This is a genomic window from Dactylosporangium sp. CA-139114 (assembly GCF_050955725.1).
Lineage (GTDB): Bacteria > Actinomycetota > Actinomycetes > Mycobacteriales > Micromonosporaceae > Dactylosporangium.
Genome location: NZ_CP192080.1, coordinates 8,918,387 through 8,942,281, shown reverse-complemented (window position 1 = coordinate 8,942,281; position 23,895 = coordinate 8,918,387). Strand labels below are relative to the sequence as shown.

At 73.8% G+C, this 23,895-nt stretch carries 19 protein-coding genes; 9 read left to right on the top strand and 10 right to left on the bottom strand.

Annotated features, from left to right (window positions below; all coding sequences use genetic code 11):
- The first annotated feature begins 2 nt into the window (after positions 1-2).
- From ACQP2P_RS40075 to ACQP2P_RS40060, 4 genes are all read left to right on the top strand, one after another.
- On the top strand, positions 3-1,928 hold the full coding sequence (locus tag ACQP2P_RS40075) for a PAS domain-containing sensor histidine kinase (protein WP_433610052.1): 1,926 nt from the start codon (positions 3-5) through the stop codon (positions 1,926-1,928).
- Positions 1,925-2,632 (top strand): response regulator transcription factor, encoded by a 708-nt coding sequence (locus tag ACQP2P_RS40070; RefSeq protein WP_246655778.1) that lies wholly within the window; start codon positions 1,925-1,927, stop codon positions 2,630-2,632. The genes ACQP2P_RS40075 and ACQP2P_RS40070 overlap by 4 nt, the downstream gene beginning before the upstream one ends.
- 153 nt (positions 2,633-2,785) lie before the next feature.
- The gene (locus ACQP2P_RS40065; RefSeq protein ID WP_433610049.1) at positions 2,786-3,514 is read left to right on the top strand and encodes a hydrolase; all 729 of its coding nucleotides are present in this window, start codon (positions 2,786-2,788) and stop codon (positions 3,512-3,514) included.
- A gap of 104 nt (positions 3,515-3,618) precedes the next feature.
- On the top strand, positions 3,619-5,292 hold the full coding sequence (locus ACQP2P_RS40060) for an ATP-binding protein (RefSeq protein WP_433610047.1): 1,674 nt from the start codon (positions 3,619-3,621) through the stop codon (positions 5,290-5,292).
- Here the strand turns inward: ACQP2P_RS40060 and ACQP2P_RS40055 are convergent.
- The 6 genes from ACQP2P_RS40055 to ACQP2P_RS40030 all read right to left on the bottom strand — a co-directional run bounded on the left by ACQP2P_RS40055 (position 5,252) and on the right by ACQP2P_RS40030 (position 13,187).
- Positions 5,252-6,751 (bottom strand): glycosyltransferase, encoded by a 1,500-nt coding sequence (locus ACQP2P_RS40055; RefSeq protein WP_433610045.1) that lies wholly within the window; start codon positions 6,749-6,751, stop codon positions 5,252-5,254. The genes ACQP2P_RS40060 and ACQP2P_RS40055 overlap by 41 nt on opposite strands.
- Positions 6,752-7,132: 381 nt before the next feature.
- A complete protein-coding gene (locus ACQP2P_RS40050) occupies positions 7,133-8,263 on the bottom strand; it encodes a HEAT repeat domain-containing protein (RefSeq protein ID WP_433610043.1) in 1,131 nt (376 codons plus the stop codon).
- Entirely contained in the window at positions 8,260-8,634 is a 375-nt protein-coding gene (locus tag ACQP2P_RS40045; RefSeq protein WP_433610041.1) for a response regulator transcription factor, read from the bottom strand. The genes ACQP2P_RS40050 and ACQP2P_RS40045 overlap by 4 nt, the downstream gene beginning before the upstream one ends.
- A gap of 120 nt (positions 8,635-8,754) precedes the next feature.
- Positions 8,755-9,456: an SRPBCC family protein gene (locus ACQP2P_RS40040; protein ID WP_433610039.1), complete on the bottom strand. Its 702-nt coding sequence runs from the start codon at positions 9,454-9,456 to the stop codon at positions 8,755-8,757.
- A gap of 157 nt (positions 9,457-9,613) precedes the next feature.
- The gene (locus tag ACQP2P_RS40035; RefSeq protein WP_433610037.1) at positions 9,614-11,290 is read right to left on the bottom strand and encodes a S8 family serine peptidase; all 1,677 of its coding nucleotides are present in this window, start codon (positions 11,288-11,290) and stop codon (positions 9,614-9,616) included.
- A gap of 253 nt (positions 11,291-11,543) precedes the next feature.
- Entirely contained in the window at positions 11,544-13,187 is a 1,644-nt protein-coding gene (locus ACQP2P_RS40030; RefSeq protein ID WP_433610035.1) for a CBM96 family carbohydrate-binding protein, read from the bottom strand.
- A gap of 445 nt (positions 13,188-13,632) precedes the next feature.
- Between ACQP2P_RS40030 and ACQP2P_RS40025 the strand changes: the two genes are divergently transcribed.
- Complete coding sequence (locus tag ACQP2P_RS40025; protein ID WP_433610033.1) at positions 13,633-13,851, top strand: DUF7455 domain-containing protein; 219 nt, start codon at positions 13,633-13,635, stop codon at positions 13,849-13,851.
- A gap of 264 nt (positions 13,852-14,115) precedes the next feature.
- On the opposite strand, the gene ACQP2P_RS40020 is transcribed toward ACQP2P_RS40025, so the two are convergent.
- Together ACQP2P_RS40020 and ACQP2P_RS40015 are read right to left on the bottom strand one after the other, a co-directional pair.
- The gene (locus tag ACQP2P_RS40020; protein ID WP_433610031.1) at positions 14,116-14,316 is read right to left on the bottom strand and encodes a hypothetical protein; all 201 of its coding nucleotides are present in this window, start codon (positions 14,314-14,316) and stop codon (positions 14,116-14,118) included.
- Positions 14,313-14,516 (bottom strand): hypothetical protein, encoded by a 204-nt coding sequence (locus ACQP2P_RS40015; RefSeq protein WP_433610029.1) that lies wholly within the window; start codon positions 14,514-14,516, stop codon positions 14,313-14,315. Before ACQP2P_RS40015 ends, ACQP2P_RS40020 begins: the two co-directional genes overlap by 4 nt.
- A 170-nt stretch (positions 14,517-14,686) precedes the next feature.
- Here ACQP2P_RS40015 and ACQP2P_RS40010 point away from each other — a divergent pair, with 170 nt between their 5' ends.
- Complete coding sequence (locus ACQP2P_RS40010) at positions 14,687-16,405, top strand: putative bifunctional diguanylate cyclase/phosphodiesterase (protein ID WP_433610027.1); 1,719 nt, start codon at positions 14,687-14,689, stop codon at positions 16,403-16,405.
- Here the strand turns inward: ACQP2P_RS40010 and ACQP2P_RS40005 are convergent.
- Positions 16,367-17,602: a diguanylate cyclase gene (locus ACQP2P_RS40005; RefSeq protein WP_433610025.1), complete on the bottom strand. Its 1,236-nt coding sequence runs from the start codon at positions 17,600-17,602 to the stop codon at positions 16,367-16,369. The two genes, ACQP2P_RS40010 and ACQP2P_RS40005, sit on opposite strands and share 39 nt — an antisense overlap.
- 134 nt (positions 17,603-17,736) lie before the next feature.
- Between ACQP2P_RS40005 and ACQP2P_RS40000 the strand changes: the two genes are divergently transcribed.
- Both ACQP2P_RS40000 and ACQP2P_RS39995 read left to right on the top strand, forming a co-directional pair.
- Entirely contained in the window at positions 17,737-17,982 is a 246-nt protein-coding gene (locus ACQP2P_RS40000) for a hypothetical protein (protein WP_433610023.1), read from the top strand.
- Between the two features lie 37 nt (positions 17,983-18,019).
- The gene (locus ACQP2P_RS39995) at positions 18,020-19,549 is read left to right on the top strand and encodes an ATP-dependent DNA ligase (protein WP_433610021.1); all 1,530 of its coding nucleotides are present in this window, start codon (positions 18,020-18,022) and stop codon (positions 19,547-19,549) included.
- A 20-nt stretch (positions 19,550-19,569) separates the two neighbouring features.
- Here the strand turns inward: ACQP2P_RS39995 and ACQP2P_RS39990 are convergent, their stop codons facing one another.
- The gene (locus tag ACQP2P_RS39990) at positions 19,570-20,400 is read right to left on the bottom strand and encodes an SURF1 family cytochrome oxidase biogenesis protein (protein ID WP_433610019.1); all 831 of its coding nucleotides are present in this window, start codon (positions 20,398-20,400) and stop codon (positions 19,570-19,572) included.
- Between the two features lie 90 nt (positions 20,401-20,490).
- Here ACQP2P_RS39990 and ACQP2P_RS39985 point away from each other — a divergent pair, with 90 nt between their 5' ends.
- Entirely contained in the window at positions 20,491-23,886 is a 3,396-nt protein-coding gene (locus ACQP2P_RS39985; protein WP_433610017.1) for a cobyrinate a,c-diamide synthase, read from the top strand.
- Positions 23,887-23,895: the final 9 nt, after the last annotated feature.

Below are 23,895 nucleotides of genomic sequence, written 5' to 3'. Positions count from 1 at the left end.
CTTTGCGAGGAGAGACCGACCGCCTGGTCGACACCGGCCTCATCGAGGGTGCGGTGGTCGATCTGGTGGTGCGTGCGGCGAACGCGGCCACCGTGGTGGACGCGCAGCGGCTCGTGTCCGAGTTCCGCGCCTTCTCCGGCGTGCGCTCCGCCGACATCGTCCCGGCGGTGCTGCCGGTCCTCGGCGAGCTCGACCTGCTGGAGCGGCTGCCGGTCGGGCCCGCGCAGTGGGGCCAGGAGCTGCGGGTCGAGTTCAGCGCCGCGCCCGCCCGCGCCGAGCTGCTCCCCGCGGCCGCCGAGATCGCCGCCGCCGCCGACCGCGCGCTCGCCCAGCCCTGCCGCGCGGTGCCGCCGCCGCCGATGCACGGCTCGCCGCTGGCCTGGGCGATCACCGCCGGCGCCCGCGCGATGATCCTGATCGTGGACCCGGGCCGCGGCTGGAGTGCCCTGTCGGAGTCGTTCACCACGGTGCTCGGCTACGACCGGCACCGCCCGCCCGAGTTCCGGCTGCTGGACATCGTGCACCCCGACGACCGCCCCGCCGCCGTGGGCCTGTTCCTGGCCTGCTGCGCCGGGCGGAACCCCGAGCGCGCGGTGGACCTGCGGGTGTGCACCGTCACCGGGCGCTTCCGCACCATCGAGGTCGGCGCGCGCAGCTTCGTCGAGGACGCCGACGTCGGCGTCGTGGTCTTCTTCGGCCTCGACGTCACCGCCCAGCGCGAGACCGAGCGCGCCGCGCGCATCGAGCAGCAGCGGCTGGCCCGGCTGGTCGAGACGATGGACGACGGGCTGCTCATGCTCGACGACGAGGGCAACGTGAGCCTGGCCAACCGGGCCGCGCACCGGCTGCTGGACACCGGCGCGCTCGACGTGAGCCCGGAGCACGATCCCGACGACGCCGAGCCGCTGGACTGGTCCCAGGTCATCGCGCGCACCATCGCCCGGCTCGGGCCGTCCGCGGCCCGCGTCGACCGGCTGCGCGCCGGATTCCGCGCGCGCCGCGCCGTGGTCGGCGAGGAGCTCGCGTTCGAGGACGGGCGGGTGCTGGAGCTGGACCTCGTGCCGGTGACGGGTCCGGCGGGCCCGGGTGGCACCGACGGCGGCACGCTCATCCACCTGCGCGACGTCACCGCCCGCGTGGCCGTGCGCCGCGGCCTGGAGGAGCGCAGCCGGGGCCTCGAGGAGCGCAACCAGGCGCTGGTGGAGGCGAGCGCGCTCAACAACGAGTTCATCGCCAGCGTCTCCCACGAGCTGCGCGGGCCCCTGTCGTCCGTGGTCGCGTTCTCGCACCTGCTCGGCGACAGCACGAGCGGGGAGCTGTCGGAGGACCAGCAGACGTACCTCTCCGTCATCGACCGCAACGCCAACCGCCTCCTGCGCCTCATCGAGGACCTGCTGCTGCTGTCCCGCCTGGAGGCGCGCACGCTGCAGCTCAAGCCGACGCCCACCCGGCTGCCGGAGCTGCTCGGCGTCGCCGTCACCGAGCGGATCCCCGCGGCCCGCGCGTCCGGTGTCGACCTGCTGCTCGAGTGCGAGGAGGGCCCGGACCTCGTCTGCGACGACACCCGCGTGCACCAGGTCGTGGACAACCTGGTCAGCAACGCCGTGAAGTTCACGCCCAGCGGGGGCCGCGTCACGGTGAAGGCCTGGCCCGGCGCGGACGGCGAGGGCTGGACCGTCTCCGTCGCCGACTCCGGGGTGGGCATCCCGGCCGCGGACCTGCCGCGGCTGTTCAGCGCGTTCTTCCGCGGTTCCAACGTGACCGCGGCGGTCGGGCGGCAGGTCATGCCCGGCACGGGACTCGGGCTGGTCGTCAGCCGGGCCATCGTCGAGTTACACGGCGGCAGCATCAGCGTCGCCAGCACTGAAGGGGTCGGCACGACGGTCACGCTGTCGTTGCCCCCGCGACCGGCACGAAATGGGGGATGATCGTGAGCCGACTGCTCGTCGTCGAGGACGACCCGGATATCGCCATGGCCCTGCGCCTGCTCCTGACGCGGGCGGGCCATCAGGTCGCGCACGCCAAGGACGGCCGGACCGGCCTGCGGGACGCGTACACCGAGCGCCCGGAACTGGTGATCCTCGACATCGGCCTGCCGGGGATGGACGGCTGGCAGGTCCTGGAGCGGCTGCGCGACGTCAGTGACGTGCCGGTGCTGCTGCTCACCGCGCACGGCCAGGAGTCCGACAAGGTCCGCGGCCTGCGCGGCGGCGCCGACGACTACCTGACCAAGCCGTTCACCAACGCCGAGCTCGTCGCGCGGGTCGAGGCCCTGCTGCGCCGCAGCGCCGGGCCGGCGTCGTGGGCCGACGAGGTGTACGACGACGGCGTCCTGCGCATCGACCCGGCCGCTCGGCGCACCTTCGTGGCCGGCGACGAGGTGCGCCTGACGCCGACCGAGTTCCGGCTGCTCAACGTGCTCGTCCGGCACGCCGGTGCGGTGCTGTCGCCCAACCAGCTGCTCGCCCAGGCCTGGGACGACCCGACGGGCATCGGCCCGGAGCGGGTGAAGTTCGCGGTGCTGCGGCTGCGGCGCAAGCTCGGCTGGACCGACCCGGACGCGTCGCCGATCGAGTCCGTGCGCGGGTTCGGGTACCGCTACCGCCGTCCCGTGATGGACCGGGCCGAGTAAGCGTGCAGGGGCGATGTGTCAGCGATTGCCCCGGGCGCACCGGGTGCGGCTCACGCGACGAACCGAGCCGCACCCCGCCGGGAACGGTCGCGGCGACCGGCCCCGGCGAACCTGAAATGGTTCCGCCCGACTCGTCCACGAAATGAGTGCCTGATGATCGACCTCTCCGCCGACGGTCACGTCCACACCGCGTTCTCGTCCGGACGCGACAGCGTCTCCGTGCTCGTCGCCGCGGCCGAGCAGGCCGGGCTGACGGAGCTGACCTTCGCCGACCGGGTGGGGCCGGACACGAGCTGGCTGCCGCCGTACCTCTCCTCGATCCAGCGGGCCCAGCAGCGCACCGACGTGACGCTGCGCCGCGGGGTCGAGGTGGAGGCGATCGGCATCGACGGATGGCTCGCCTTCCCGTCCGACCTCAGCGGGCTCGAGGTCATCTCGGTCGGGCTCAACCGGCTGCCGCTGCCGGCCGGGCTGCTCAGCCCCGACGCCGTGCGCACGCAGATCGACGCCGGCGCGATGCGGGCGCTGGACGTCATCGACCAGGTCGTCACCGTCACCGGGCTGGCCGTCGAGCGGGTGTCGCGCTACGCGCCGACGCGCCTGGCCCGCCCGCTGGACTTCCTGATCCGCGCCGGGATCGAGGAGTCCGCGGTGCCGGACTCGGCCCTCGCCGAGCTGGTCGAGGCCTGCCGGGTCAACGGCACCGTGGTGGAGATCAGCGAGCGGCACCGGCTGCCCGGGCTGCGCCTGGTCCAGGCGTGCGCCGAGGCCGGCGTTCGGCTCGTGGCCGCCAGCGACGCGGTGCGCGCCAGCGAGGTGGGCGGCTACCGCTACGTGCGGGAGATCGCCGCGGGCGTCGTGCCCGCGACCGCGGCCGCCTGAGCCGAAAGGTCTGCACAACATCGCAGCTGAGCAGGGCAAACGGACCCGCCGTCGATCGCTGGAAACGGGCTGATGGCGGCGGGTCCGGCATTTAGGATCAAGGTGTGCCGAAGGATCGCGAACTCGTCCTCGTCTCCCTCCTGCAGGAGGCGACGCGGATCGCGAACGAAGCCGACAACATCCGCGACGCCGGGCTCCCGGTCATCAACGCGGTGTGCGCGGCGACCGGCTGGCCGGTGGGGCACCTGTGCCTGCCGGAGGAGCGCGACCGCCGGGTCTTCGTCTCCACCGACGTGTGGCACGAGGACGTGCCGGGGGAGTTCGCCGAGCTGCGCAAGGCCAGCGAGGACGTGCGCTTCCCGCTGGGAGCCGGCATCATCGGGCGCGCCGCCAAGACCGGCCGCCCGCAGTGGGTCGCCGACCTGACCGCCGAGCCGACGCTGGTGCGACCGGCCGTCGACGGGGTCGGCTCCGCCATCGCCTTGCCCATCACCGGGCGCGGGATCGTCGCCGCGGTGCTGGAGTTCTTCACCCGCGAGCCGGTCGAGCCGGACCCGGGCCTGCTGGAGATCATGGCCGACGTCGGCATCCAGCTCGGCCGGGTCGCCGACCGCATGGCCGCCCGCCAGGCGCTGCTGTTCGGCGCCCAGCGCCTCGAACGCATCCTCGACAGCTGCGTCGAGGCGTTCGTGGCCATGGACGAGGGCGGCATGATCACCTCCTGGAACGCCGCCGCGGAGAAGGTGTTCGGCCTGTCCAAGGAGGAGGCGATCGGCCGGCGGCTGGCCGACACCATCGTGCCGCCGCAGTACCGCGAGGCCCACCACCTCGGCGTCGGGCGCTTCCTGACGACGGGGGAGAAGCGGGTCCTCGACAACCGCATCGAGATCACCGGCTGGCACGCCAACGGCTACGAGTTCCCGGTCGAGCTCGCCGTCTGGGCGGTGCGGGACCCGATGATGGGCTGGACGTTCAACGCGTTCGTGCACGACATCACCGACCGCAAGCGCACCGAGGACGCGCTGCGCCACGCCTACGAGCACGAGCGCGAGGCCGTCTCCCGGCTGCGCGAGCTCGACGTGGCCAAGAGCGACTTCGTGGCCACCGTGTCGCACGAGTTCCGCACGCCGCTGACCAACGTCATCGGCCACCTCGAGGTGCTCACGTCCGGCGACGCCGGCCCGCTCACCACGGCGCAGACGCGCATGCTCGGCGTCATCGGCCGCAACGCCGACCGGCTGCGCGCGCTCATCGAGGACCTGCTCACCATCTCCCGGGTGGAGGCCGGCGTCTTCGACCTCGAGCTGTGCGAGACCGACCTGCACGCGGTGCTCGCGGGCGCCTGCGCGGCGGTCGAGCCGCGGGCCAAGCGGCGCGGCCACCGGCTCGTGCTCGCCGTGGAGGGGCAGCTCGGCACCGTCGAGGCCGACCCCGAGCAGCTGCAGCGGGCGCTGGCCAACCTGCTCGTCAACGCCGTGAACTTCACCCCGGACGGCGGGCTGGTCGAGCTGACCGCCCGCGTCGACGGCGACCAGGTGGAGATCACGGTCCGCGACAACGGCGTGGGCATCGACGCCGACGAGCAGCCGCAGCTGTTCACGCGCTTCTTCCGCGGCACCTTCGCGGTGCGGGAGGCGGTGCAGGGCGCGGGGCTCGGGCTGGCGATCACCAAGACGATCGTGGAGGGCCACGGCGGCGAGATCTCCGTGCACAGCCTGGTCGGGCACGGCACGACGTTCACGATCCGGATTCCGCGCGAGCGTCCTCTCTGGCTCTGACCGGCTCCTGCGCCGCCGTGGCGAAGGGCTGCGTCCGCACGGTCTGGAAGCCGGTCCGCGTCATCTCGCCCCACACGTGCTTGCCGCCCCGCAGCGCCGACCACATGCCCATGACCCGCCACAGGGCGGTGAGCTGCCGGTAGCCCACGTTCTCGAGGACCGAGGCGAGCACCGAGGCGACCAGGTCCGTCCACCGGTGGTAGCGGTGGAACGAGTACTCCTCGACGGTCAGCGCGATGAGGTTCAGCAGCAGCGCGTAGCCGTAGGCCACGGCGATGAACACGAGCGCGAAGTGCGTGTCGACGGCGCCGACCCAGAGGCCGAGCGGGACGAGGATCACCCCGGCGAGCTCGATCACCGGGGCCAGCAGCTCGAACAGCACGTAGTACGGCATCGCGACGAGGCCGATGCGGCCGTACCGCGGATTCAGGATCATGCCCTTGTGCTTGCCGAGGATCTCGGCGATGCCGCGGTGCCAGCGGCGGCGCTGCTTGCCCAGCACCTTCAGCGTGCTGGGCGCCTCGCTCCAGGAGACCGGCTCGGCCACGAACACGATGCGGTAGTCCCGCTTCTGCCGGCGCAGGTGCCTGTGCAGCCGCACCACGAGCTCGGCGTCCTCGCCGATGCAGTCGTGCGCGAGGCCGCCCACCTCGACGAGCAGCTCGCGGCGGAAGATGCCGAACGCGCCCGAGATGATGAGCAGCCCGCCCAGGCGCGACCAGCCGGTGCGTCCGAGCAGGAACGCGCGCAGGTACTCGACCACCTGCACCCGCGGCAGCCAGCGCCGGGGCATCCGGACGTCGACGATGCGGCCCGCCACCACGGTGCAGCCGTTGGCGACGCGGATGACCCCGCCGGAGGCGACGGTGCGCACGGGGTCGTCGGAGAACGGCTTGGCCACCGAGAGCAGCGCCTGCGGGTCGAGGATCGAGTCCGCGTCGACCATGCACACCAGCGGGTGCTGGGCCACGTTGATGCCGGTGTTGAGCGCGTCGGTCTTGCCGCCGTTCTCCTTGCGCACGACCACGAGCGGGTCGGGCCGCTCCCCGGGCACGTGGATGGAGATGATGCCGCCGCGGGTCGGGGTCGCGTCGGGCACCACCCGGGGCACCTCGACGAGCCCGAACTCCTCCCGCAGCCGGTCGAAGGTGTCGTCGGACGAGCCGTCGTCGATGACGATGACCTCGAAGACCGGGTACCGCAGCGCGAGCATCGCCTGGACCGACTGCACGATGCCGGCCGACTCGTTGTACGCGGGCACGAGGACCGACACGGGCTCGGTCAGGGGGCTGCGGTACGTCTCCTCGTGCCCGGCGAAGGGCACCCGGCGCAGATGGTGCACGAACTCGGCGCCGGCCAGGACGATCAGCACCAGGTAGCTGCTGTTGATGACCAGGAAGTACGTGAGGATGAAGATGTCCGTCACGGTCAGCAGCTGCCGGACCCACTCGGCCGTCACGTCGCCTCGCTTCGCTGCGGACCGGTCACGTCGCCTCCTCGCTTCGCTCGTCGGCGCCGCTGACAGTCGACTGTGCTGGCTGGTGCCCGGCCCCTCCGCTTCGCTCCGGGCCGGTCACGTCGCCTCCTCGCTTCGCTCGTCGGCGCCGCTGACAGTCGACTGTGCTGGCTGGTGCCCGGCCCCTCCGCTTCGCTCCGGGCCGGTCACGTCGCCTCCTCGCTTCGCTCGTCGGCGCCGCTGACAGTCGACTGTGCTGGCTGGTGCCCGGCCCCTCCGCTTCGCTCCGGGCCGGTCACGTCGCCTCCTCGCTTCGCTCGTCGGCGCCGCTGACAGTCGACTGTGCTGGCTGGTGCCCGGCCCCTCCGCTTCGCTCCGGGCCGGTCACGGCACCGTCTGCTTCCGCCTGTCGTCGAGCTCCGCGGCGGCCAGGGCCTCGCGGGCGTGGGCGGCGCCGAGCAGCACCTCGGGGTCCGGCCCCTCGTCGGGGTCGGCGCTGTGCCGGGGGCGCACGTGCGCGCGGTGCTCGGCGGCCACGAGGGCGGCCCGGCCGGCGTTGCCCAGCCGCAGCAGGGAGCGGGCGGCGTTGTGGGCGACGGCGTACTCGGCGTCGGCGAGCAGCCCGGTCAGGGCCGGGGCCGCGCTCACCGCGCCGAGCTCGCCCAGCGCCTTGGCGGCTTCGGCGCGCAGTACGGCCGGATGCTGCGGCTCCAGGGCATCGACCAGGGGCGCGAGGGCCGTGCGGGTCCCGAGCCGGCCCAGCGTGCGCGCGGCGGCGACGCGGACCTCGACGACCGGGTCGGCCCGCAGCGCGCTCTCCACCCGCACGGTCGCGCCGACGGCCCCGATCAGCCCGAGGACCTCGGCGGCGCAGGCCCGCACGGGCGCCCGGGGATCGTCGAGTGCGGCGAGCAGGGCGCCCTGGGCGGCGGTACCGAGGCGGGTCAACGCGGTCGCCACGACGTGCGCGGGCACCGGGCGGCGGCTGGGCAGGGTGGCCAGCAACGGCTGGGTGGCCCCGGCGTCGCCGATGCGCCCGAGCGAGCGGGCGGCGACCACGCGCACGTCGGCGTCGGGGTCGCCGAGCAGGTCGCACAGCGGTAGCAGGGCGTCCTTGCGGCCCAGGTTGCCCAGCACCTCGGCGGCGAGCGCCCGGGCCACCGGGTCGCGCCGCTTGAGCCGGCTGCGGGCCCGCCAGGCGGCGCCGCGGCGCTCGAAGACGTCGACGAGCGCGGTGTGCGCCTCGCCGCGGACCTTGCCCAGCAGGGCGATGGCGTTGGTCTCGACCGCGAGCCACACGTCGTCGGGCAGCCGCACCAGTTCCTCGATCCGCTCGGGGTCGTCGTCGCCGGCGGCGATGGCGAGCAGCAGCCGGCGGGCCGGCTTGGCGAGACGGGCGCGCCGGGTCTCGCGGGTGCGCCGGACCGAGCGGCCGAGCACGATGAGCGCGCCGAAGACCAGCGCGGCGAAGATCAGGACGAACAGCGCCACCAGGGCGGCGCCGGCGAGGGTCACGTGCGCATGCGGGCCAGGACCGCCTCGACCCGGCTCACCAACTCCCGCGGGCTGAAGGGTTTGACGATGTAGTCGTCCGCGCCGGCGCCGAAGCCGACCTCGACGTCGCCCTCCTGGGCGCGGGCGGTGAGCAGGATGATCGGCAGCGCCTTGGTGCCCTGCTCCTGCCGCAGCTGCCGGCACACGTCGATGCCCGACATGCCCGGCATCATGACGTCGAGCACGACCAGGTCCGGCGGGTTCTCGGTGGCGGCGGTGAGCGCCGCGGGGCCGTTGTCCACCGCCACGACCTCGTAGCCCGCCTGTTCCAGCTTGAAGGCGACGAGGTCCCGGATGTCCATGTCGTCGTCGGCGACCAGGATCGCGGTCATGTCTCGATCTTATGCGGCAAATAGGAGTGAAATCCGAAATATGGCGAAAGGGCGCCGGCCCTTCGGCCGACGCCCTCGTGGGTCCGGAGTGCTCAGTCCGGAGTGCCCAATCCGGAGTGCTCAGACGGGCGGCTGCGGCGTGGGCCGCGTGCGCGACGCCCGCTCCGGGGCGTGGTGTGCGCCGAGGTTGCCGTGGCTCGGCATCGGCTGGGCGGGCCGCTCGTTGGCCGCGTGCGTGATGCCGGAGGCCGAGGCGATGCCGCGCGCGACGGACGCCGGGTTGGGCCGGGCGCCGGGCATGTCGGCCGGCGACGGCTTGATCTCGCGGGTCCGCGCGGTGCTCGACGCGCCGCCGGTGCTCGCGCCGCGGCCCTCGGTGTTCGCCGTGACGGTGGTGTTCCCCGTGGTGATGTGCTCTTCGCAGTGCCGCTTGAAGCCCTTGAGGTCGGCCTTGAGCCGGCGGTTGAGCACCTCGACCGCGTGCTCCTCGGCCGGCATCAGCTCGCGGGCGTCGATCTGCAGCTCGGCGATGATGCGGGTCATGTCCCCGGCCATGGGCTCCAGGCGCAGTGCCTCGATGACCTGCGGCCCGTCCATCGCCTCCCAGCACAGGAACTCGTCGGTGCGGCTCTCGGTGATCCGCGCGTCGAACTCGGCCCGGTTGCCGCCGATGTCGAGCACCATGTGCGCGGTGGACGCGTCGATCGGGGCCATGCTCATGACGCCGGACATGAACTGCGGATAGTTCTCGAAGTGAGCGAGCTGCTCGTAGGCCACTGCCACCGGTACGGCCACCTCGATCGATTCTCGGGCGGTGCTCATGGTGGTCCCCCTTGCCGTCGGAGCTGATGGTTGACCACACCGTACGGCCGATTCGCCCCTTTCGCGGGTGAATCATGGGATTACGCGAGAGGGGCCCTCGCCGAGTCGGCGAGGGCCCCTGCTTCGCTGGTGTCGCTGGTGTCGATGGTGTGGTGGGTCAGACGGTGAGCGTCCAGCCCTTGAGCGTGCCGGCGTCGCCCTTGAAGACGTCCCTGGCGACCAGCGTCCAGGTGCCGTTGCGCGGCTCCGAGGACAGGTCGATCGTCCAGGTCGCCTCGATATTGGCCACGTCGTCGGCGGAGGTCGAGCTCTTGAACTTGTAGTCGGTGCCGTCCGGCGCGATCAGGTCGAGGCGCAGGTCACCGCGGTCGGCGTGCTTGATCGAGACCTTGATGGTCGCGGTCTTGCTCGCGTTGCCGGCGCAGTTGGCCACGACGAGCTTGCTGGAGGCGGTGCCGAGGTCCGGGATCGCGACCGGCGTGGTGCTGGTGACCGGGGCGCAGGTGGCCGGGGTGCTCGGGGTGCTCGGCGTGGTGGGCGTGGTGACCGGCGTGGTGGGCGTGGTCGGGGTGGTGACCGGCGTCGTCGGGCCGGTGGTGGGCGTCGTCGGCGTGGTCGGGTCGGTGACCGGGGTCGTCGGCGCGGCGGCGAGGGTGCCGGTGAAGAGCAGCTTGTTCGGCGAGGCATTGCCCGCGTTCTTCACGACGCCGTTGGTCGCGGCGGCGACGAGCGCGTCACGGACCTGCGCCGGGGTGGCGGCCGGGTGGGCGGCCAGGTAGAGCGCGGCCGCACCGGTGACCTCGGGGGTCGCCATCGAGGTGCCGCTCATCTTCTGGGTCGCGGTGTCGGAGGAGTTCGAGCTGGAGGTGATGTTCACGCCCGGCGCGAAGATGTCGAGGCAGTTGCCGAAGTTCGAGAAGCTGGCGCGGGTGTCGTTGCTGTCGGTCGCGCCGACCGTGATCGCCTCCGGCAGGCGGGCCGGGGACTTGGTGCAGGCGTTGGCGGAGTCGTTGCCGCCGGCGACCGCGTAGGTCACCCCGGACGCGATCGACTTCTTCACCGCGTTGTCCAACGTCGTGCCCGCGGCACCACCGAGGCTCATATTCGCCACGGCCGGCTTCACCGCGTTCTTGGTGACCCAGTCGACGCCGGCGATGATCTGCGAGTACGACCCGCCGCCGGAGCAGTCGAGCACGCGCACCGCGACGAGCTTGACGTCCTTGGCCACGCCGTAGGTCTTGCCACCGACGGTGCCGGCGACGTGGGTGCCGTGGCCCTGGCAGTCGCTCGCGTTCGCGTCGTTGTCGACGAAGTCGTAGCCGGAGCGGACCCGGCCGGCGAACTCGGTCTGCGTCAGGCGGACGCCGGTGTCGATGATGTAGGCCGTGACGTTGCTCGCCGGGCCGTAGGTGTAGCTCTTGTCCAGCGGCAGCGCCTGCTGGTCGATGCGGTCCAGGCCCCAGGTGGCGGAGGTCTGCGTCGCCTCGATCTGCACGCGGCGGTCCTGCTCCACGTAGGCGACGGCCGGGTCGGCCGCCAGGCGGCGGGCGGCGTCGGCGCTCATGCGGCCGGAGAACCCGCGCACCGCGCTGTCGAACCGGTCCTCGATGCGGCCGCCGACCTTGCCGGCGAGCGCGTCCGAGGTCGTCGTGCCGCCGTCCTTCATGACCACGATGTACTGGTCCTTGAGCGCGCCCGGGGCGTCCACGTTCTGGATCGTGCCCTGGGCGGGGGCGGCGTAGGCGGCGGAGCCGAAGGTGAACGCGGTAGCGGCCGCGGCGGCGGTGCCGAAGACCATTCCGGTAATGGTGCGACGGGCGGTGTTCTTCGTCATTATGTCTGCATCCCTTGACGGTGAGCCGGCATATTCGGCGGTGCATTTCCTTGCTGCGACTAGATTGCGGGCCGCGGGTGGCCTCCCCGGGACCCCTCCGGTAGCGGGCCGGTTGTCCCGGCTGGATTCGTGCGCCGTTTCGCCGGTTGCCGCCGATTGCGAAACAGGTATCCGTCGTTCTTGAGCGGAAATGGCGAAGGCCGCCAGGACTTTTCGTCCTGACGGCCTTCACTCACCGGGGGGAACCGGGTGTTCAGAGCTTGACGTTGAAGCGCGGGTCGGCGGCGATCTTCTGGAAGCCGGCGAGCGCCTCCGGGGTGTCGTCCATGCGGATGTCGTGGCCGCTCTGGTCCTTGGCGGTCTCGAAGTACACGAGGCCCTTGATCTGCGGCATCTTGGCGAGCTGGGGCAGCACGGTGGCGTACACGGCGGCCTTGTTCTTGCCCTGGACGGTCTTCGACGAGTCGTACACGCCCCACTCGGCGACCATGATCGGCTTGCTCGGGTGCTTGGTGGTGGCCCAGGTGTAGAAGCCAGGGAACTTCGGGTCGTTGGTGCGGTTCATGAGGTAGTTGAAGTCGCCGTAGTGGAACGCGCCCGGCTCGGCGTTGTTGTACGTGTCCACGCCGACCCAGTCCACGACGTCGTCACCCGGGTACAGCTCGCCCCACCAGGAGGTGTTGTTCCACTTCTCGTAGTTCATGTACGCGACGGTGAACACGGCGTTGGTGACGCCGTCGGCCTTGAGGCGCAGCGCGGTGTGACGGAACATGGCCGCGAAGTCCTTGGCGGTCTGGCCCGAGCCGGCCGTGGGGTTCACGTCGTTCTCCGGCTCGTGGTGCAGCACCATGAAGAACGGCTTGGTGCCGAAGTTGGCCTTGATGTACGTGGCCAGGCGGTCGATGCGCGCGTCCTGGGCGCCGGCGGCGACCTTGGCCCACGTGGTGCCGTAGCCGACCTTCCAGTTCAGCATCAGGGTGCGCGGGTGCGCCGGGTCGTTGGTCATGGCGATCTCGTCCTTGGTCGGGAAGAGCTCGTCACCCTTGTGGTACGTGTGGTAGATCGTCGAGGTGCGGCCGGACTTGGCCTCGAAGGTCTTCAGGGCCTCGTCGCGCGGCACGTCGGAGAAGCCGCCCGCCGCCGCGCCCCACAGCACGCCACAGCTGGGGACGAGCTTGGCATCCACCTTGCAGTCGGCCGGCGGCGTCGCGGGCTGCGTGGTGACCGGCGTGGTCGGCTGCGTGGTGACCGGGGTCGTCGGCTGCGTCGTGACCGGCGTGGTCGGCGTCGGCGTGACCGGCTTCGTCGGCTTGGTGTCCTCGACCGGCTTGGTCGCGACCGGGCGGACGATGCTGACGTCCAGGGTGGGCTTGCCCGCGGCGGCCTGGGCCGAGCGGAAGCGCGCCGGGGTGTTGGCGACGGTCGAGGTGACGGCGAAGGTGTACGTCCCGGCGCCCTTGACCACCGAGCTCACGTCGAACGTCACCGCGCCGGCGGTGGCGGCCGGCTTCGCGGCGGCGACGACACCCGCGAGCTTCGGGGCGTTCTTCCCCGACAGTGCCTTCTCGGTCCAGGCGGTGTCCGCGACGCGGCTCAGCGACAGCGAGCCGGGCAGGTTCTTCGAGTCACGGGTCAGGGTCACCTTGGCGCCCTTGACCGTGCCGGCCCCGAGCGCGCCGACCTTGAACTTCACGAACGCGACCATGGTGTCGCCACCCTGGCGGCCCGCGACGAGCGTCGGGGCGGAGCCGAAGGTGTACGTCGGACGGGCGCTGGAACTGTAGGTGTCCTCCGCGGCGCCCGAGCGCACGACGTCGGTCGTCTCCGCAGCGGCGGCGGCACCGCTGTGGATCATGGTGCCGAATCCGGCACCGAGCGCAAGCGCGGCGATCGGCATGAATGTGCGGGTGCGGCGGCGAATCATCTATTCAAAGCCCTTCCGTGGCTGGCGAAATCCTGTGGAGCGGGTTTGTGTCCGGCGTTGTCATCCGGACCTCCACAAGATTCGGCAGCCGGGGTTACACCCCCGGTTCGCCGGAAGTTGCCGTTCGGGTGTCCACCCATCGGCCGCTATGTCCACTGTGGACTTGTCGCGCTCGGCCACGCTTGTCGCCGCAGTTCAGGGGGCCTGGTGTCGAAATGTTGCCGGGCGGGTATGTGATCTGCCCGCGTGATGCATCAGACGAACGGACAGGAGTGGCAACCGAGCGGCGACTGAATGCCAACGCTTCCGAACTAGGCGCTCAAAAGCGGCGAACGTAATGTTGGTCGAGTACGGCGCAACTCACTGATATGGAACAAATCGGGCGCACTGCCCCCATCGCGACCTCGAGGAGACTGAAATGACCCCGATGCTGATCTCGCGCCCGGCCGTTCACGTCGTCCCCGAGCTGTCGGGGGAGCGGTGCGACAGCTGCAACGCCGCGGCCAAGGCCGTCGTGACCTTCGGCAACGCCGGCGACCTGGCGTTCTGCGGGCACCACGCGAAGAAGTTCGCGGACCGCATCACCGCGACGGCCGACAAGGTCGTGGTGGAGGAGGGGTTCGACTGGCGGAGCTGAGCCCGCTTGCTGTTGGGCGTCCCGGCGTTGAGCCGGGGCGCCCTTTTGCTGCGATAAGTCGGGCGCGCTCTGGCTGCGATAAGTCGGGCGCGCTCTGGCTGCGATAAGTCGGGCGCTCCGCGCCGCGACTTATCGCATTTTTCGCCTGACAGGGGATAAGTCCGACATGTCGTGGCGCGAAGCGCCCGACATGTCGGGTTTTTGGGGGGTTCCCGGCTGCTCTTTGGCGCTGTCTCGCCGCGGGTTCAGGGGGCTCGGAAGGGGTCAGGTCTGCGAGGCGAGGCGTGGCCGGCACCGGGTAGGGCTGGTGCCGGTCTCGTCCTGCGCGTCGCGTTCGAGGTGTGGGCCGGGCTCGTCGCACGTGCCCGGCCCGGGGTGCGCGGGGGCCAGGAGTGGCAGGACCAGCTCCACGAGGCGCCCCCGCCAGTGCAGGGAGGTGCGGGCCGAGAGGGCCGGGTTCGTCACGGCAGGTTGCGGCCGAAGAAGGCGGCGATCCGGCGCTGCCACGCGGCCAGGACCCGCGGCGGTCGGCCGGTGTCGTGGTTGCGCGAGCGGTGGTGGGAGCGGTGGTGCGAGGGCCGGTTCCGCGGGTGGGGCCGGTGCTCGCCGTGCTCGGGGACGCCGGGGATGCGGTGTGTGAGGCGGTGCAGCAGGCTGTCGGGCATCTCGACCTCCGGACGTACGTCGTACCGCTAGGACGTATGGTGTACGTACAAGACGTTAGACGTACGCTGTACGTGGCGTCAACGGGCTTGGTGGGACACGTGCGGGAGCCGCGTCCGCGTGTTGGTGGTTAAGTCGGATATACCGGACATTTGCCGGATAGCATGCGAGGGTGCGTCGCAGGCCGAGCCCTCATCCGCGGCGGCCCGGGCTGACGGGTCGCGAAACGGGGCTGCTCGTGGCCGTCTGGGTGGCGGGGGCGGCGTTTCTGGCGGCGGTACCGGCGCTGCTGCGGCAATTCTCGTCCCTCCTGGCGGGCGTCGTCGCGGTGATCGCCGCCCTGGTGGCCCTCCTGCTGGTCCGGGCGCGGTCCCGGCGGCTCGCCTCCTCGCTGGCGCAGTCCTCGGCCCGGCGGCGCGGGCTGGAGCGGGCGCTCCGCGAGCGGGCCACCCGCGACCCGGTCACCGGGCTGGCGAACCGGGCCCTGCTCACGGCGATGCTCGACGGGGCCGCCTCCCTCCGCGCCGGCTCGGACGCCTCCGCCGGCTCGGACGCCTCCGCCGGTGCGGCCGACGGAACCGGCGCGGCTGACGGAACTGGCGCGGCCACGGGAACCGGCGCGGCCGACGGAACTGGCGCGGCCATGGGAGTCGGTGCGGCCAAGGGGGCCGGCATCGGGGCCGAGCGGTGGGCCGAGCTGCAGCGCGGGCCGGGGCCGACGGTGATCCTGCTCGACCTCGACGGGTTCCAGGCGATCAACGACGAGCTGGGGCACGCCGCCGGGGACGCGCTGCTGCACGAGGTCGCCCGGCGGCTGCGCTTGGCGCTGCCCTCGGCCGATCTCATCGCGCGGCACGGGGACGACGAGTTCGCGGCCGTGTGGCGCGGGGCCGCACCCCCGGACGCGGCGGAGCGGGCGCTGGGCCGGCTGCGTCCCGCGTACCGGGTGGGGGAGCGCACCGTGCACCTCACCGGCAGCGCGGGCGTCGTCGTGGCCGACGGGCGGCGCGGCTCGGCCGAGGTGCTGCGCGACGCCGGGCTGGCGCTGCAGGCGGCCAAGGAGGGCGGCAAGGACCGCATCGTCCGGTTCGAGGCCGGGCTGCGCACGGCCGCGGATCGGCAGCGCGAGCTCGCCACCGGGCTGCGGCGGGCGCTGCGCGAGGGGGAGCTGGAGGTGTACTACCAGCCGGTGGTACGCCTCGCCGACGGGCGCATCACCGCGGTCGAGGCGCTGCTGCGCTGGTTCCCGCCCGGCGCCGAGGCCATCCCGCCCGGCGTGTTCATCCCCGTCGCCGAGGCCACCGGGCTGATCGTGCCGCTGGGCTGGTGGGTGCTGGGCCGGGCGTGCGCGCAGGCGCGGGAGTGGCACGAGCGGGCCGGGATCAGCCTCACCGTGAACGTGGCCGCGCACCAGCTGCGCGAGCCGGACTTCGTGGAGCGCGTCCGGGCGGCGCTCGCCGAGGGCGGGCTGCCGCCGGGGGCGCTCGTGCTCGAGGTCACCGAGAGCACGCTCGTCGCCGACGCCGACTCCACGGCGCGCCTGGACGCGCTGCGCGCGGACGGGGTGCGGGTGGCGATCGACGACTTCGGCACCGGGTACTCCTCGCTCGCCTACCTCGTGCACCTACCGGTCGACGTGCTCAAGATCGACCGTACGTTCCTGGCCACCGCCGTGGACACCACGCTCATGCGCGCGATCCTGCAGCTGGCCGGCGGGCTGTCGCTGCAGACCGTCGCCGAGGGCGTGGAGACCGAGGACCAGGCTTCGGCCCTGCGGGCGCTCGGGTGCGAGCACGCCCAGGGGTTCCTGTACTCCCGGCCGGTACCGCCGGCTGACCTCGACGCGCTGCTGTCAGGCCGCCTCGAGCTCGGTGCGGCGCGGGCGCGGTAGCGGGGTGGGCCACTCGTCGGTGCCGGGCTCGCGCGGGGCCGCGTCCGCCGCCTGATCGCGCGGGCGTGAGGTCGTGGCGTTCGCGGCGGCCCAGTCGGCCCCGGCGGTCGTCCCCGCGCGCGGGGCGGTCGTGGCGCTGGTGCCCGGGTTCGCGGGCGACGTGGCGGCCCAGCCGGGCGCGGTGGTCGTGGTGCCCCGGTTCGCGGGCGACGTGGCGGCCCGGTCGGGCGCGGTGGTCGTGGTGCCCCGGTTCGCGGGCGACGTGGCGGCCCGGTCGGGCGCGGTGGTCGTGGTGCCCCGGTTCGCGGGCGACGTGGCGGCCCGGTCGGGCGCGGTGGTCGTGGTGCCCCGGTTCGCGGGCGACGTGGCGGCCACGACGCGGTCGCGGCCGGCTCGCTTGGCGGCGTAGAGGGCCCGGTCGGCCAGCGGGATGAGCTCGTCGGGCTTGCGGGTGTCGACGGGGAGCGCGGCGGTACCGGCGGAAATCGTGACGACGCGAACGGCTCCGCCGCCCAGGTCCACCGCGGTCGAGCCGATCGCCGAGCGCAGCCGGTCCGCCAGCTCGCTCGCGCGGGCGGCGTCGGCGCCGGGGATGAGCAGCGCGAACTCCTCGCCGCCGTAGCGCGCCACGGTCACGCCGGGGCCGGCCGTCTCCCGCAGCCGGCCCGCGACCGCGCACAGGACCCGGTCGCCGGCGGGGTGGCCGAACGCGTCGTTGATGCGCTTGAAGCGGTCGATGTCGAGCAGCACCACGGCGGCGGGTCGCCCGGGCGGCAGCCCGCGCAGGCGCGCCTCGAAGGCCCGGCGGGTGTTCAGGCCGGTCAGCGCGTCCGTGGCGGCGATACGGCGCGCGTCGGCCAGCAGCAGGGCGAGGCGCCCGAGCACCAGCAGGAAGACCAGCGCGCTCGCGGCCGCGGCCAGCGGGAGGTCGCGCGTCTGGCTGCGGGTGTACTGCACGAGCAGTACACCCGGAGCCAGCAGCGACACGAGGACCAGCGCGACCGGGCCGGCGGCTCGGTGGAGCGGGAGCCGGCGCAGCCACGGGTGCAGCATGATCACGGCGAGCAAGGTGGCGAGCGCGACCGGGAGGGCGCCGGGGCCGAGGACGTACACCCAGCTCAGCAGGCCCGTGGCGACGGCCGCGAGCCCAGCGTCGAGCAGTGCCGGACCGGGCCTCTGCTCACGGAACGTATTCACACCACTATTTTCCGTCATCGCGTCCACTTCGGCCAGGGTGTGTCGCCGGAGCGATACCACCCTGTCTGCAACCCGGCGGACACGGTCCTGCTCTGGCGGGGGCGTGGACTGGGTTGCGGCGAAGGGAGCAAGTCATGACGCCACAGCTGCTCGAACACGTCCGTGCCGAGGCGCTCTTCTGTTCGGACGTGCAGTCCTCGGACGCCCTCGACGAGGCGCGCATCCGCCGCGCGGTCATGCTCAGCGTGCGCCGCCACGGGCCCCGCGGCTGCGCGGCGCTGGTCGCCCACGAGTTCGGCGAGCACCCCGACACCGCCGTGAGCCGGATGGGCTGGGTGCTGGACTGCATCCGTCGCGCCTACGCCCGCGCGATGGTCTGAGGCGGTTTTTGTCGTACCCCTGCGCGAGAATCCCGGTATGCGATTCGAGCAGCTGGCGAAGGTCTCCGGGGCGGTGGCGGCCACCTCCGCCCGCAACGCCAAGATCGACCTTCTGGCCGCGGCCCTGCGCGAGCTGGCCGCGTCCGGCGACGAGCGCACGGTCTCGGCCGGGGCCGGCTACCTCGCCGGTGAGCTGCGCCAGCGCCAGACCGGGGTCGGCTACGCCGCCCTGCGCGACCTGCCGCCGCCCGCGACCGAGCCCTCCCTGAACGTCGCCGACGTCGATCTCGCCTTCGAGCGCATGGCCGGGCTCGCGGGCAAGGGATCCCAGGCCGCCCGCCGGGGCGAGGTCGCCGCCCTCTTCGGCGCCGCCACCGAGCCCGAGCGCCGGCTCCTCGTCGGGCTGCTCGGTGGCGAGCTGCGCCAGGGCGCCCAGGCCGGGCTCCTCGCCGACGCCGTCGCCCGGGCCGCCGGCATCCCCTCCACCGCCGTCCGGCGGGCGTTCCTGCTCGCCGGCGACCTCAAGGCCGTCGCCGCCGACGCGCTGCTGCACGGGCCCGGGGCCCTCGAGGCCTACGCGCTCACCGTCGGCCGTCCGCTCGCCCCGATGCTCGCCGCCAGCGCGCCGAATGCCACCGAGGCGCTCGCGGCCACCGGGTCGCCCGCCGCGGCCGACATCAAGATCGACGGGATCCGGATCCAGGTGCACCGGGCCGGGGAGAAGATCTCGGTGTTCAGCCGCAGCCTCGACGACATCACCGCCCGCCTGCCCGGGGTGGTCGCGGCCGTCGCCGGGCTCGGGGTGTCCTCGATCGTGCTCGACGGCGAGGTGGTGGGCGTCGACCCGGACAGCGGCCGGGCCATCCCGTTCCAGGAGACCTCCAGCCGGGCCGCCCGGCGCGACGGGGTGTCGATCCTGCAGCCGTTCTTCTTCGACGTGCTCCACCTCGACGGCGAGGACCTGCTCGACCGGCCGGCGGGGGAGCGCTGGGCGGCGCTCGAACGGGTCGTCCCCGAGCCGCTGCGGGCCGGGCGCACCGTGGTCGACACGCCCGAGGCGGCCGAGGCGGCGTTCGTGGCGGCGGTCGCGGCCGGGCACGAGGGGCTCGTGATCAAGTCGGCCGCGGCCCCCTACGACGTCGGGCGGCGCGGCTCGGCCTGGGTCAAGGTCAAGCCCCGCCACACGCTCGACCTGGTGGTGCTGGCCGTCGAGCGCGGGCACGGCCGCCGCCGCGGGTGGCTGTCCAACCTGCACCTGGGCGCGCGGGACCCGCAGACGGGCGGGTTCGTGATGCTCGGCAAGACGTTCAAGGGCATGACCGACGAGATGCTGCGGTGGCAGACCGAGAAGCTGCGGACGCTCGCCGTCGAGGAGTCGGAGTGGGTCGTGAAGGTGCGGCCCGAGCTGGTCGTGGAGATCGCGTTCGACGGGGTGCAGACCTCGCCGCGCTACCCGGGCGGGATGGCGCTGCGCTTCGCGCGGGTGCTGCGCTACCGGGAGGACAAGCGCCCCGACGAGGCCGACACCATCGACACGGTGCGGGCGATTCACCGGGGCGGCTCGTGAGCACGCTGCTCGCGGGCGGTTCACAGGGGGGCGTTGTGCACCCGCTGAGCGCCGGCCTCCTCGTCGTCCTCGTCGTCGTCCTCGTCCAGCAGGTTGTCCGGGCGCGGGCCTCTCGCCTCGCGGCGGGCCAGGTAGGCGAAGCCGTAGAGGGTCATTGCGGCGAAGAGCCACCACTGCAGGACGTAGCCGGCGTTCTGCAGCGCGTTCTGCTTCTCGGCCGGCACCGCGGTGAAGCCGGGCGCGGGCTCGTCCGCGCTCACGTAGGCGTCGAAGAGGGCGTAGGGCACGGCCGGGGCGATCGCCGAGGGCGTGATGCGGCGGATCTCCGCATGGCCGGAGACCTCCTGAGGCCGCCCGCCGCGGCTCTCCGGCGGGCGCAGCCGGCCGGAGACGGTCACGCTGCCGGCGGGGGCCGCGGGCACATCGGGCGCGGTCAGGGCGCCGGCCGCGGCCGGGCGCACCCAGCCCCGGTCGACGAGGACCGCGGTGCCGTCACGCAGGACGAGCGGGGTGAGCACCTCGAAGCCGACGGCGCCCTCGACCGTCCGGCCGCGCACGAGGATCTCGTGGGCCGGGTCGTAGGTGCCGGTCACGGTCACCCGCGTCCACTCCGTGTGCTCCGCCGGCGCCGGTCCGACCGTCCCGGCACCCCCGCCCGGCGCGCCGACGACTTCCGTCAGCGGCACCGGCGTCGCCGAGGTGCCGGCGTTGATCCGGGCGTTGATCTCCGCCCGCTGGTCGTAGCGGTCGAGCTGCCACAGGCCGAGCAGGACCATGACCGTCGCCGCGGCCAAGGTCAGCGCGGCGTAGCCGAGCCACCGGGGCGTCGCGAGAAACCGGTACACAACCATGCACGGTAGCCCGTCCTCTTCCGGACGGTCATGGTGGCGCCCGTTCGGTATCGTCCGGGACACACGTATGCCTCAGCGCCGGAGGAGCACATGAGCACGATCCCGCGGCTGGTGATCAGCGCCCCGTCGTCCGGTCACGGCAAGACGGCCGTGTCGGTCGGGCTGCTCGCCGCGCTGTCCGCCCGCGGCTACCGCGCCGCGGGCTTCAAGATCGGGCCGGACCACGTCGACGCCGCCTACCTCGGACTGGCCGGAGGGCGTCCGGGCCGCAACCTCGACCCGCGCATGGTCGGCGCCAAGCGCATGGGCCCCCTGTTCGCGCACGGGGCCGCGTCGCTGGACATCGCCGTGGTCGAGGGCACGATGGGCCTCTTCGACGGGCTCGCCGGGCGCACCGACAGCGAGTCGACCGCGCAGATCTCCGGCCTGCTGCGCGCTCCGGTGATCCTGGTCGTCGACGTCGGCGCCATGGGCCAGTCGGTGGCCGCCCTGGTGCACGGGTTCCGGGCCTACGACGAGCTGCTCTGGCTCGGCGGCGTGATCCTCAACCGGGTCGCCTCGACCCGCCACGAGCAGCTGCTGCGGGAGGCGCTCGACGACATCGGCGTGCCGGTCCTGGGCGCCCTGCGCCGCCACGCGCTCACCGACGCCGGTAACGCCGGGGCCCCGCTGCCCTCCCGCCACCACGGGGTCGCCCCGGTGGTGCACAACAACCTCGACGCCGTGCGGGCCGTTCGCCGCCTCGGCGAGGTCATCGCCGGCGCCGTCGACATCGACCGCACGATGGCCCTGGCCCGCTCCGCGCCCCGCCTGACCTCCGACCCGTGGAGCGCCGAGGCCGAGATCGCCGCGGCCGCCGACGGCCAGTCCTCGATCGCCGCCACCCGCATCGGCCGCCGCCCGGTCATCGGCGTCGCCTTCGCCTACCCGGAGACCGCCGAGCTGCTCACCGCGGCCGGCGCCGAGGTGGTCCCGTTCGACCCGCTGCGCGACGAGGTCCTCCCGCCGGGCGTCGACGGCCTGGTCATCGGGTCCGCGCTGCCGGAGTCCTACGCCGAGGAGCTGACCTTCAACGGCCGGCTGCGCACCGCCGTCGCCGCCCACGCCGCGGCCGGCAAGCCGATCGCCGCCGAGGGCACCGGTCTGGTGTGGCTCTGCCGCGACTACAACGGCCGCCCGATGTGCGGGGTCGTGGACGCCTCCGCGCGCGAGACCGACCTCGTCGTGCTCGGCTACCGCGAGGCCACCGCCCGCTCCTCCTCGGTCCTGCTGCCGGTCGGCGCCCAGGTGATCGGGCACAAGATGCACCGCACGAGCATCAGCCCGCGGGCCGGGCTGCAGGCCGCCTGGACCTGGGCCGGGGGTCCGGCCGAGGGCTTCGTCCAGCGCGGCGTGCACGCGTCCTACCTCGGCCTGCACTGGGCCGGCACGCCCGCGATCGCGTCCCGCTTCGTGGCGGCCGCGAGCGCCACGGCGGCGCCGGCGCCGGGGCAGTGGAGCACGCCGTCGACCGCCCCCTACGGCCGGCCCTCGGTTCCCGTCATGAACTTCCCGACCGCGCCGGTGCTGCCCGCCTCGCCGGTGACGGCGGTGCCGGCGGCCCCCGTGACCCCCGCGCCGGCCCCGTCGGCCGCGCCGGCCCCGTCGGCCGCGCCGGCCCTTCCGGCGGCGTCGGCCCTTCCGGCCGCACCGGTCACCGGGTCGCCCGCGCCCGCGCCCGCCGCTCTGGTGCCCGCGCCTTTCGCGCCTTCGGAGGACGAGGCGCTCAGCTACGTGTCGGACTACACGACGCCGGAGGCGCCGGCGCCCCGCCCGCCCGCCGCGATCCCCGGGTCGATCCTGGCCAGCCCGGGCGGGGCCGGGACGATCGCGGCTTCGGTGCCGGCCACGGGGTCGTATCCGGTGCGGGGGTCGTCGCTGGCGAGCCCGCCGCCGATGCCGGGGACCTATCGGTCGCAGGCTCCGGCCAGCGCGCCTACCTCGCCGGGGGCCTCCTCGCCGTTCGGGCCGGCGCTGGGGCCCGCCATGCCGACGCCGTGGACCTCGCCCTCGCCCTCGCCCTCGCCCTCGCCCTCGTCCTCGCCTTCGTCCTCGCCCTCGTCCTCGCCTGAGGCGTCGGGGTCCGCCCCGGTCGCCTCGTCGGTGTCGGCTGCGCCGGCGGTGGCGGCTTCGTCCGTGTCCGGGGCGCCTGACGCGCCGGGTGAGCCGGAGCCGGTCGGCGGGTCCGAGGCGACGACGGTGCTGGCGGTGTCTTCCGCTGGTGGTGCGGCGACGGCGACGGATGAGGCGAGCGTTGGGGTGCCTTCCGGGCCGAACGGACCCGCGGAGGCGCCGGGGCTGCCATCGTCTGGGGTTGTGCCCGTCCAGTCCTCTGCTCAGCCGGTGTCGTCGCCTTCGGTGACGGGGCCGATCACCGCGTACGGCCCGGGAGCCGTCACGCCGTCCGCCGCCCGGCTCGCACCGGGCGCCGCCGACTCGTACTCATCGCCCGTCCCCGCCCCGGTCTCCTCGCCGGTGTCGGCTCCCGTGCCGGCTTCGGTGTCGTCACCCGTCGGCGGTCAGGGCGCCTCGGCCGGGTCGCCGGTCGCGGGGCCGGTGTCGTCGCTTCCCGGTGGTCAGGATTCGCCGGCGGACGCCTCGCCGGTCTCCGCCTCGGTGTCCTCGCCGGTCGCCGGGCCGGTCTCGTCGGCGGCCGCCGGGGCGCCGGCGCCGGGTGACGGGGGGCCGGCGCTCTCGGCCGCGATGCCGGTGTCCTCGGCGCCGATGCCCGCCTTCTCCGAGGCGACGCCGGCGGCCTCCTCGGCGCCCGTGTCCGCGGCGCCCGGTGGGGTGACCGCGATGCCGGCGGGGGAGTCGGAGGCGGTGCAGTCGGGGGAGGCCGGGTCGTACCCGTCGCCGGGGATCGCCGGGGGTGAGATCGCGGAGCAGGCGCCGGTGTCGGCGCCGCCGGTCTCGGCCCCGCCGGCGGTCGGGCGTTCGGGCGGATCCGCGTCGATTCCCGCCGCGCCCGTGTCGGGGCCGGTCTCTGGTCCTCCCGGTTCGGTAATGTCCGGTTCTGTGCCTGCTTCGTCAGTTTCGGGAACATCGTCCGGTGCGGCCGCCGGTGCCGTCTCCGCCCCGCCGCTCGGGGGCGCCACGTCCGCCGCCGGGAGCGCGGGAGGCGTCGACGGGGGCGCCGGGCTCGGGAGTGCGCCGGGCGTCGGTTCGAGCGCAGCGTTCGCGGGTGCGCCGGGCGTCGGTTCGAGCGCAGCGTTCGCGGGTGCGCCGAGCGCCGGGGCGGGTGCCGTAGCGGCGGACTTGAGCGTGGGGGATGCCCGGCACGAGCCGAGCGCCGGGACGGGTGCCGTAGCGGCGGGCCTGAGCGTGGGGGATGCCCAGCACGAGGCGAACCGGGGCGTCGCCGAGCACGGTGCGCGGCCCGAGGGCGGCTCGGACGGTGACGGGGGCGGGAAGCCGCCCGCCGGTGGGTCCAGCGAGGCGGCCTAGTGTCGACCT

What these genes read in the sequence shown, in the direction of transcription:
- ACQP2P_RS40070 (WP_246655778.1), top strand. Translation starts at nt 1,925, where the DNA reads ATGATCGTGAGCCGACTGCTCGTCGTCGAGGACGACCCGGATATCGCC.
- ACQP2P_RS40030 (WP_433610035.1), bottom strand. Translation starts at nt 13,187, where the DNA reads ATGCCGATCGCCGCGCTTGCGCTCGGTGCCGGATTCGGCACCATGATC.
- ACQP2P_RS40035 (WP_433610037.1), bottom strand. Translation starts at nt 11,290, where the DNA reads ATGACGAAGAACACCGCCCGTCGCACCATTACCGGAATGGTCTTCGGC.
- ACQP2P_RS40045 (WP_433610041.1), bottom strand. Translation starts at nt 8,634, where the DNA reads ATGACCGCGATCCTGGTCGCCGACGACGACATGGACATCCGGGACCTC.
- ACQP2P_RS40000 (WP_433610023.1), top strand. Translation starts at nt 17,737, where the DNA reads ATGACGCCACAGCTGCTCGAACACGTCCGTGCCGAGGCGCTCTTCTGT.
- ACQP2P_RS40065 (WP_433610049.1), top strand. Translation starts at nt 2,786, where the DNA reads ATGATCGACCTCTCCGCCGACGGTCACGTCCACACCGCGTTCTCGTCC.
- ACQP2P_RS39990 (WP_433610019.1), bottom strand. Translation starts at nt 20,400, where the DNA reads ATGGTTGTGTACCGGTTTCTCGCGACGCCCCGGTGGCTCGGCTACGCC.
- ACQP2P_RS40025 (WP_433610033.1), top strand. Translation starts at nt 13,633, where the DNA reads ATGACCCCGATGCTGATCTCGCGCCCGGCCGTTCACGTCGTCCCCGAG.
- ACQP2P_RS39995 (WP_433610021.1), top strand. Translation starts at nt 18,020, where the DNA reads ATGCGATTCGAGCAGCTGGCGAAGGTCTCCGGGGCGGTGGCGGCCACC.
- ACQP2P_RS40015 (WP_433610029.1), bottom strand. Translation starts at nt 14,516, where the DNA reads ATGCCCGACAGCCTGCTGCACCGCCTCACACACCGCATCCCCGGCGTC.
- ACQP2P_RS40040 (WP_433610039.1), bottom strand. Translation starts at nt 9,456, where the DNA reads ATGAGCACCGCCCGAGAATCGATCGAGGTGGCCGTACCGGTGGCAGTG.
- ACQP2P_RS39985 (WP_433610017.1), top strand. Translation starts at nt 20,491, where the DNA reads ATGAGCACGATCCCGCGGCTGGTGATCAGCGCCCCGTCGTCCGGTCAC.